Consider the following 7,591-nt stretch of genomic DNA (forward strand, 5'->3'; position numbering starts at 1 on the left):
CGGGCTGAGCTTAAGCGCCTGCGCAAAGAAAACAAAGAGTTACGCCTTGAGAAGGACATTTTAAAGAAGGCGTCACAGTCAGCCGCTGGCGGGTGATGAAACTCATGCAGGAAGAGGGCCTGATATGCCGTCAGCGCCGGGCTTATAAAGTGACGACAAAACCCCGCGCCGGGGCCGAAGTTGCGCCAAACCTGCTGAATCAGAACTTTAACCCACCGGGGCCGGACCAGGTGTGGGTCCAGGACATCACGTATCTCAGGATCGGCGAAGGCTGGCTGTATCTGGCAGCGGTAATGGACCTGTACTCCCGGCGGATAGTGGGCTGGCACGTGGATAGTCGCATGACGTCATCGCTGGTCTGACGGCCTGCCGAAGCGGCTACGCTCCTTTTCTGAATTATCTCGGCGACAGTGCCGTAATGCCGCGTTAGCGGCATGTAAGGCGGCCTACAGATATGACATGTGGTGCGCCAGTAAACCGCCGAAGCCCGGCGTAGCCGGTTACCATTCAGACAGATTCCGCCTGACTATCCCTTTCCCTGCCAGACCAGACATGCTGAAAGCAATACAGAAGCTTCTGTGCGCTGTCGGAGTGGTCCCGACAAGGGGGGTAACCCGCAGTCGGGGCGTATCTCCGCGTTAGCGGGCCGTCAGGGCCGCTTACGGGCGTGTAATTCCGAACTTTTCAGCAACACGACTAAATGCAATGCAGTATCTAGTTACAACATCCATAATTAAAAGCGACGCTGTTCCGGCCCGAAGGGCCGGGCGGGGGCGCTTTTCAGTGGTGGGGCGAGGTTACCGATTTGTATGTGAGGACGAAAAATCTGGGGTTCGTGCAGAAGCAGGGGAAAACTTGGCAGTTCACTTTACCACCCTGACTAAAGTTCAGACGCCTTACGATCCTGTTGCAGTGTGGTGGGAGAAAGCATTGTTGTAATTGGCACTGTGTTGATCCGCTGCAAGCGGCTGGTATTACCAGAGACTGTCTTTTCCACAGAATAGCTGATGAATAGGTTATTTGTTTATATGAAAAATATAAAAGGTTTTTAAAAGAAGTATTAAGCAGGTTTTTAAAAGAAACCATGCGCTTTGAAATCATAACGTTTGGCACTCTGTAGCAATAGCGGCTGTCACCTTATAGGAAACTCCCTTGCAGTTAAGCAGGCGTAACTGAATTTTGTGCGCAGAAAAGGCACCTTCAGCAGGAACTGGCAGGAAAAAGGGGAAAGGCGGATGACTGTCATGCTAGTTCGCTCAGATCATAAGCTACAGTGAGTAACAGACGAGCTGTTACCTCCGGCGTCAGCCGGATTAAAGAACAGAACGGGGTCAGGGGATAGCCGTTACCAGCCGCGTATAGTTATTCCCACGGGACATCAGCATTCGTTCTTTTACACGCCTTACCTGTTCCCGGCGCACGGCGTCCAGGTTGCCGGTAAAGCGGCCCTCAGCAATTTCCCGTGTCAGTTGCCGCTTTACGATGGTTTCAATATCGCGGCGGGAGCGCTCAGCGTCACTGCGGGCGCGGGCTCGCTTCAGTCCGTGCGCTTTACGCTCAGTCTGGTAACTACGGAACCGCTCGCGCACAAATCGCCAAGCTCTCGCAATCAGCTCATCGATACCCAGCCGGGGAAGGCGTTGTTTTTCACGCTGCTGGTTCTCCCATTCCATGCGGCTGCGACGTGCAGCCGCCACCGCAACGTCAGAAACATCCAGCGCAAAGAACAGGGCTGGCGTGAAAGTGATATCGGTCGGGATGTTGCAGCCAATCAGCGGATCATACTCGGTCAGGTAGGTAATCAGCCCCAGCTCAGCCATAAACTTCAGCGCCCGCGTGGCTCGAGTGATGGACAGATTGCCTTTTTTCGATTCTGTAGCCAGCCCGCACTCGATGGCCAGATTGGTGATGGAACGCTGGACGCGGTTAGCCAGTGGATCATAGTGGAAGCACAGTCCCTGCAACAGTGCATCAATGGCGCGGCGGCGCAACAACGGTGGCTGACGATGACGCACACCCATAGAACGCGCAAACGCAACGTGAATAGAAAAATCGAAACGGGACGTGAAGCCCTCAGCTTTCGCCATCAGCTTACGACAGAACGGCAGGGTCTTTTTTCCCTCACGCGCTGTGAATGCCGGATTCGGGTTTTTGACCTGTTTATATTGTGTGGCGGAGCGAGTTGATTGTTCAGTCATGCCCACCCGCACTTATGGCGGAGTAAGGGGGTTGTAAGTGATTATACATTTACCTATAATCCTTTACAGGCCAGCGCCTGCTTTAGCCCCCCCTGAATATCTGATTCTACCGCCAAGTTGATAACAGATTTTAGGGGGGTTTTTGCGTTCAGGGACCAACATTTGCCTGTCCCTGCCCCGGACGCTATTACCGGAAGCGTCCTGCCCGTAACAATTCGTTAAGTCTGTATAATTTACCACGTCGAACTGTGACGTTCAAATAAGACAATTAACTTAATTCGCTGGGCCTTAAATAGCGAGAGTAGTACCAAAAGTGTACGGGATTCTGAGCACAGAAATAAACTATTTAACACTTGGATTTAAAACAAATTCCCCTAATAAAAAAATCTCAAATCATGAAGTTATCCGTCATAATTAATCATTTTAAATCCTTTGATTATATCACTTTTTGATAGCTCCGCAGACTTTTGGGGTTGAGGACCATAGAGCCTTGTTGCTTCCCAGATATTTCGCACCGCTTCACGAGTAGAAAAATGACCGTTTTCATCCCGCACACGCACCTGCACCGGTTTTGACTCTTTAAGCTCCAGAGAAACTTCATTATCACGTCGAAAACCCATGAGCGTATCTTTTAAGCCCACGCCCCACTGGGTCGTTTCCTGCCCATCTTTACCTTTGAGAGTGACATAGTAACTTGTGCTGTTCCCTTCCTTGTTCAAATACGGTGCTTCACCGTGCCTGAGAAATAAGTTTCGCTAGCACGTCGAACTGTCCGGCGGTACGTTCGATGATAAGATGTTTAACAGGCCGTAGTTTCATATGCAGAGGTAAGCGTCAAGCCACTGCCGCCTGTGATTCTGGTTCCGGGATCGTTAGGTTAGAGCTCCTTCTAAACCAGATGGAGCTCTATTCATGGAAAACACTGCTAACTGGCGAACTGAATCACGCACAGTCTATTCCAACGACTTTAAACTTCGTATCGTTGAACTGGCTTCTCAACCCGGAGCCAATGTCGCAAAAATCGCGAGAGAAAACGGGGTTGCTCACAACCTCATTTTTAAGTGGCAGCGCATGTGGCAAAACGAAGGCCGGATATCTCGCCGCCAGCCAGCGACCACCGCCCCACCTCCAGGGCCATCACTCTTACCCGTAGAGACGTGTTCTTCCAGCAACTGTATTGCCCGCCCGGTTGACAGATGGCGACCGGATTTATTCGTCGTTCGCAGTTTCAGCGCAGCAATCAGTTCACAGTAATGTTCCAGTTCCGACGAGGGAAGTATCCGTGACTGACCATGATCGCGGCGGTGAGCTGTGCGTGGTCTGAGAACCAGGCGAAGGGCGCGATAGACCGTCGTGACTGAAATACCATACAACTGAGCGGCCGCGGCAATCTGGGTGGCCCGTTCAGGACTTTTTGGCGGCAGGCGATCGAGCCGTTGCCGCAGTTGCAACAGGGAGTCAGTTGGGATGGCACTACTACGCCGGCTGCTCATAGTTTTCCAGCGCCCGGTAGACTGACGCTCTCCCGATCCCGAGCTGACGGGCAATGGCCGTGGCCCCCATCTTCTCCATGGTGTACAGACGCCAGACTTCTGCAGGATCTATTGAGGGCTTTCTTCCGTGGTACACGCCCCGCGCTTTAGCCGCGGCAATCCCTTCCATCTGGCGTTCACGTCGCAGATTGGTTTCAAATTCAGCAAAAACGCCCAGCGTAGAACGCGTGTCCACTGGCTGTTCTGTTGGAGTGTTACGCCCTGCTGATTCAGGGCGTACACGATATCCTGCAGGTCCTTAATGCTGCGGGCCAGGCGATCCTCGCGGGTCACCATCAGCGTATCACCGGGGCGCAGGAACTCCAGCAACAGCTGCAACTCGCTCCTTCCGGTCCGGCTGCTTCCGCTGGCTTTTTCTGCACGAATGATTTCACAACCGGCAGCGCGGAGAATTTGTGTCTGCAGGGTAAAATCCTGGTCACTGGTTGATACGCGGGCGTAGCCGTAAAGTGCCATAATGATGAAAACTGTCTCGTTTAACTCTAGATGGTGAAAACGTAACACCAGGATGAGACGAAAACAACCAAAATGAGGCAGAAAAACTGTCTCACCGGATTGACTGTTTTGGGTTTTACTCTAATGAAACAAATTAAATAAATAGAGCTCTCATCGATAGCACCCCAACAAATCAGCGTTTACTGTGGAATGGATTATATCATTAGTGCCGTTTAAGCTTGCTGCTTGCAAGTTCCAGTTTCTTATTTCCCAATGTATATACAGGTAAGTCTGGATTTGCCTTTTGTAGTCTTTTAACTTTAGCATGAACTTCATTAGTTATTCTTCCGTCTGCATAATCAGATGCAACTAATATTCCTTTAACCTTCACTCCCTCCGTTGGAGGGAAACCTTCATGAACATTTACGTTTGATTTACCGATAGCCAATATTTCGTTTCTATATAATGTGCGATCGGGCAGTAATTTTTCCGCCTCATTTTTTCTATCGAGTAACTCATCAGGAGATAACATATTAATGTATGAACTAATTCTCGGGAGTGGCTTACCCGTGAAAGAATATCCTGCAATTGGAGGTCGAGTAATCACATCAGCTAATTTATAAGTTGAACTTACTTCGCCTGAACGCCCTTGTTTGCCAATATGTGTGGGGAAAGATATGTCATGTTCATGGGTGGCTATGATATTTTGAGGTGGTAGCTCAATAATAAACCCTGACTGAGCATATGCACCTGTATATCGATAGCCACGCCCCTCATGAGTTTTCTTAACATCTTTCGTGTTAATCAGTGATGCGCTAAATATATCTCTTGACGCCAGTACAGCTTCTGCTGATTTTTGATAGAAATCGCTATCATTCCCCCGAACCATATGAGTAGTAATATAATCACTATTGATAGACTCAGGAGTCCATGTCGTTATTTTACGAGGATTAGAAATAGATTGTAATTGTCCAGTTCTATAGCCAAATAAGATATAAGCTATAGCCGCGACAGCAATAAGCAAACCAACATATAACTCAGCAGGAGCAAGGCCATCGGCATCCCGGAGTGTCACAGGATTATTCCGTACCATCCTGAACAGGTTCAGCCCGTCGATGGTCCCCGCCGGGTCCGCGCTCAGCCACCGGCCCGCCCACGGCTGATAGTACCGGTACCCGTAGTAGTACAGCCCCGTCGCGTCACGCTCCTTGCCCGAGTAGCGCACCGTTTTGTAGTCCGCTTCCACCACGCTGCGCGCCGCCAGGATGGCGGTGCCGCCGTACGGGTAGTACTCCTCCGCGCTGATAACGTTCCCGTCACCGTCCAGCTCCAGCCCGCTGCTGCCGGTGAGGTTATCGTAGCTGTACCGTACTCGGTCATTGCTGATACTCTCCGGTCTGCCTGATGTCCAGTGCAGCACCCGCACCTGTGCCCGGCCCGCCTCGCCCACGGTAACCACATGCAGGTTTTCTGTGACCGTATCGCCCGCTTTTGTGCTGCGCAGCTCCAGCCTCGGCAGGTACAGCGCCCGTTGCCTCTGCGTGCTGGCTTTCGTTTCCTGCACGCTCATCTTCAGCACGCGCTGGCTGCCCGCATCATACCGATAGCTTTCGTAGTCTGCGGCGGCGCCATCACGCACCACCGGCGTCACCGTCTGCAGCTCGTTACGCGGCGTCCAGATGAGGCTCTGGCCCGGCTGCAGCTGTTTCTGCTGCCCGCCGGCGGTGAACAGGGCGTCCACGTCTGCCGGGTTATCCGTCAGGGTGCTCTGTACGCCCCGGTTGCTGCGGCTGCTCACCGTAATGTCCGTGGTGTAATTATTACCTGTGGCAGGCGCGCAGTGCCGTACCTGCGTGAGGTTGCCTGCTTCGTCGTAGCTGTACGTGCGGGTGTAGTTTGTGTATGCGGAACCGTCGGTGGGGAGGGGGACGGTGACTGAGGGAAGACTGTTGCACTGCTGCCCGGCACTGGCCATCTCGCGCCCGATGGCGCTGACCAGCTGGTACAGGCTGTCGTAGGTATAGGTGTTCTCCGGCACCACTTTCTGGTTGCGCCAGAAGCGGGTCTCTTCCGCGTCGTTAGTAATTTTCAGGACGTTGCCCGCCGGGTCGTACTCATAGCGCAGGTCCTGCAGCACCTTCGCCCCTGAAGGATGCCCGGCCGGACGCGCCGTTTTAATCCCGGTCAGGCGCTGCGTCTCCGGCTCGTAAGTGTACGTGGTCACCACGCCGCTGCCGTGCTCCTCGCGCAGCTTCTGCCCGGCAGCGGAGTACGTCAGGGAGGCCACGATAACCTGCTCCGTACCATCCTTCAGGGTCAGCCAGCTGCCCGACAGCAGGCCCGCCACGTCGTACGCCACCCGCTGCACATTACCCTGTGCATCCGTGGTGGTCAGCACCGCCCCGGTGGCGTCGGCGGTGGTCAGGGTGGTAAACACTTTGTCACCGAGCAGCGTGTTCCAGACGGTGGCTTCCCCGCCCTGCCAGTCGGCCACGACGTCTGGGTTATCCGCATCCTTCAGCAGGCGACGGGTGACGGACAAGGGGGACCCCGTCAGAGCAATGCTGTCCGTCTGCGTCAGGCCGGCCGTGTCGTAGTGGCTGACATCGGCGCCGGCGAGGTTCAGGGCCTTTTCTCCGGCTGTATGGCCGGCATACACGAAGCGCTCCGTGATGCGGGCGGCTTTGCCGGTGAGCTGCTCCGTGATGCTGAGCGCCCGGCCCGGTAGCGCTGCGTCCTCATACTGCCAGGTGCGGGTCACCGCCTGACTCAGGTCCTCCGTACCGTCATCCGCGGTACCGATGTTGCTGACCGCGATAAAGGGGCGTCCTGCGGCGTCATTCAGTGCCACGGTGGTTCCTGCGTCCACGCTGACGGTACGCAGGACACTGCCGGCCAGGTCCGTGAGGTAGCTGAAGTTTGCCAGCCCCGCTGCATGCAGGCGCGGCTCAGCGCTCTGCGTCAGAAAGCCGCGGGCGTCGTACCGGTGGCGGGTGATGCGCCCGCTGGTGACCTCCGGGGTGTCGGGATGGCTGTGGTACGCGATATCGCGCACAGTGAGACCGCGGTTGTCGAGGACCGTGACCGTCGGGGTGTTGCTGAACAGTGATGTGTTCATGGTAGTTTCCTGTTTAGATTATGTCGGCACAGACATTCTGTACAGCATTCAGGAATATTATGCCCGCATGAGTATTTTCAATAGAAAATCAGCCAAACAAATATAGAAAATTTCATTTGCAGTTATTGTGAGCCCGGTGAAATGGATTGCGAGCCGGGCAGGATAAACGCGAGTTCATTATCACATAATGTGAGTCGGAGGGATTTCGATTGCGAGCCCTTACAAATAGGCTTCATGACTTTAGCCTGCCATGTGTTTCCCTGTATGGCGGCTTTGTTGAATAAATC

The 7,591-nt window shown here is 53.6% G+C and carries 3 protein-coding genes and 4 pseudogenes; 2 read left to right on the plus strand and 5 right to left on the minus strand.

Translation table 11 applies throughout. The features are described 5' to 3' along the window. Nucleotides 1-179: 179 nt before the first annotated feature. Nucleotides 180-356: pseudogene (locus FEK66_RS24120) on the plus strand (DDE-type integrase/transposase/recombinase); the annotation flags it as partial. A 975-nt stretch (nt 357-1,331) separates the two neighbouring features. On the opposite strand, the gene repA reads toward FEK66_RS24120, so the two are convergent. Both repA and FEK66_RS24130 read right to left on the minus strand, forming a co-directional pair. Then, complete coding sequence (repA, locus tag FEK66_RS24125; RefSeq protein ID WP_135495628.1) at nt 1,332-2,198, minus strand: incFII family plasmid replication initiator RepA; 867 nt, start codon at nt 2,196-2,198, stop codon at nt 1,332-1,334. Between the two features lie 401 nt (nt 2,199-2,599). Continuing rightward, nucleotides 2,600-2,917: a hypothetical protein gene (locus FEK66_RS24130; protein WP_240782987.1), complete on the minus strand. Its 318-nt coding sequence runs from the start codon at nt 2,915-2,917 to the stop codon at nt 2,600-2,602. A gap of 193 nt (nt 2,918-3,110) precedes the next feature. Between FEK66_RS24130 and FEK66_RS26145 the strand changes: the two are divergent. Further along, nucleotides 3,111-3,314: pseudogene (locus FEK66_RS26145) on the plus strand (transposase); the annotation flags it as partial. A 41-nt stretch (nt 3,315-3,355) separates the two neighbouring features. Here FEK66_RS26145 and FEK66_RS24140 read toward each other — a convergent pair. From FEK66_RS24140 to FEK66_RS24150, 3 genes and pseudogenes are all read right to left on the minus strand, one after another. Further along, nucleotides 3,356-3,691 (minus strand): annotated as a pseudogene (locus FEK66_RS24140) (IS481 family transposase); the annotation flags it as partial. Next, nucleotides 3,675-4,207, minus strand: a pseudogene (locus FEK66_RS24145) (recombinase family protein). The pseudogenes FEK66_RS24145 and FEK66_RS24140, both read right to left, overlap by 17 nt. A gap of 202 nt (nt 4,208-4,409) precedes the next feature. Beyond that, complete coding sequence (locus FEK66_RS24150; RefSeq protein ID WP_346763430.1) at nt 4,410-7,304, minus strand: RHS repeat domain-containing protein; 2,895 nt, start codon at nt 7,302-7,304, stop codon at nt 4,410-4,412. Between the last annotated feature and the right edge of the window lie 287 nt (nt 7,305-7,591).

The sequence above is a fragment of the Escherichia sp. E1130 genome, from assembly GCF_005781065.1.
Classification (GTDB): domain Bacteria; phylum Pseudomonadota; class Gammaproteobacteria; order Enterobacterales; family Enterobacteriaceae; genus Escherichia.

Bases quoted from the DNA above. Each gene is read 5' to 3' on its own strand.
- repA (WP_135495628.1), bottom strand. From the start codon at position 2,198: ATGACTGAACAATCAACTCGCTCCGCCACACAATATAAACAGGTCAAA.
- FEK66_RS24150 (WP_346763430.1), bottom strand. From the start codon at position 7,304: ATGAACACATCACTGTTCAGCAACACCCCGACGGTCACGGTCCTCGAC.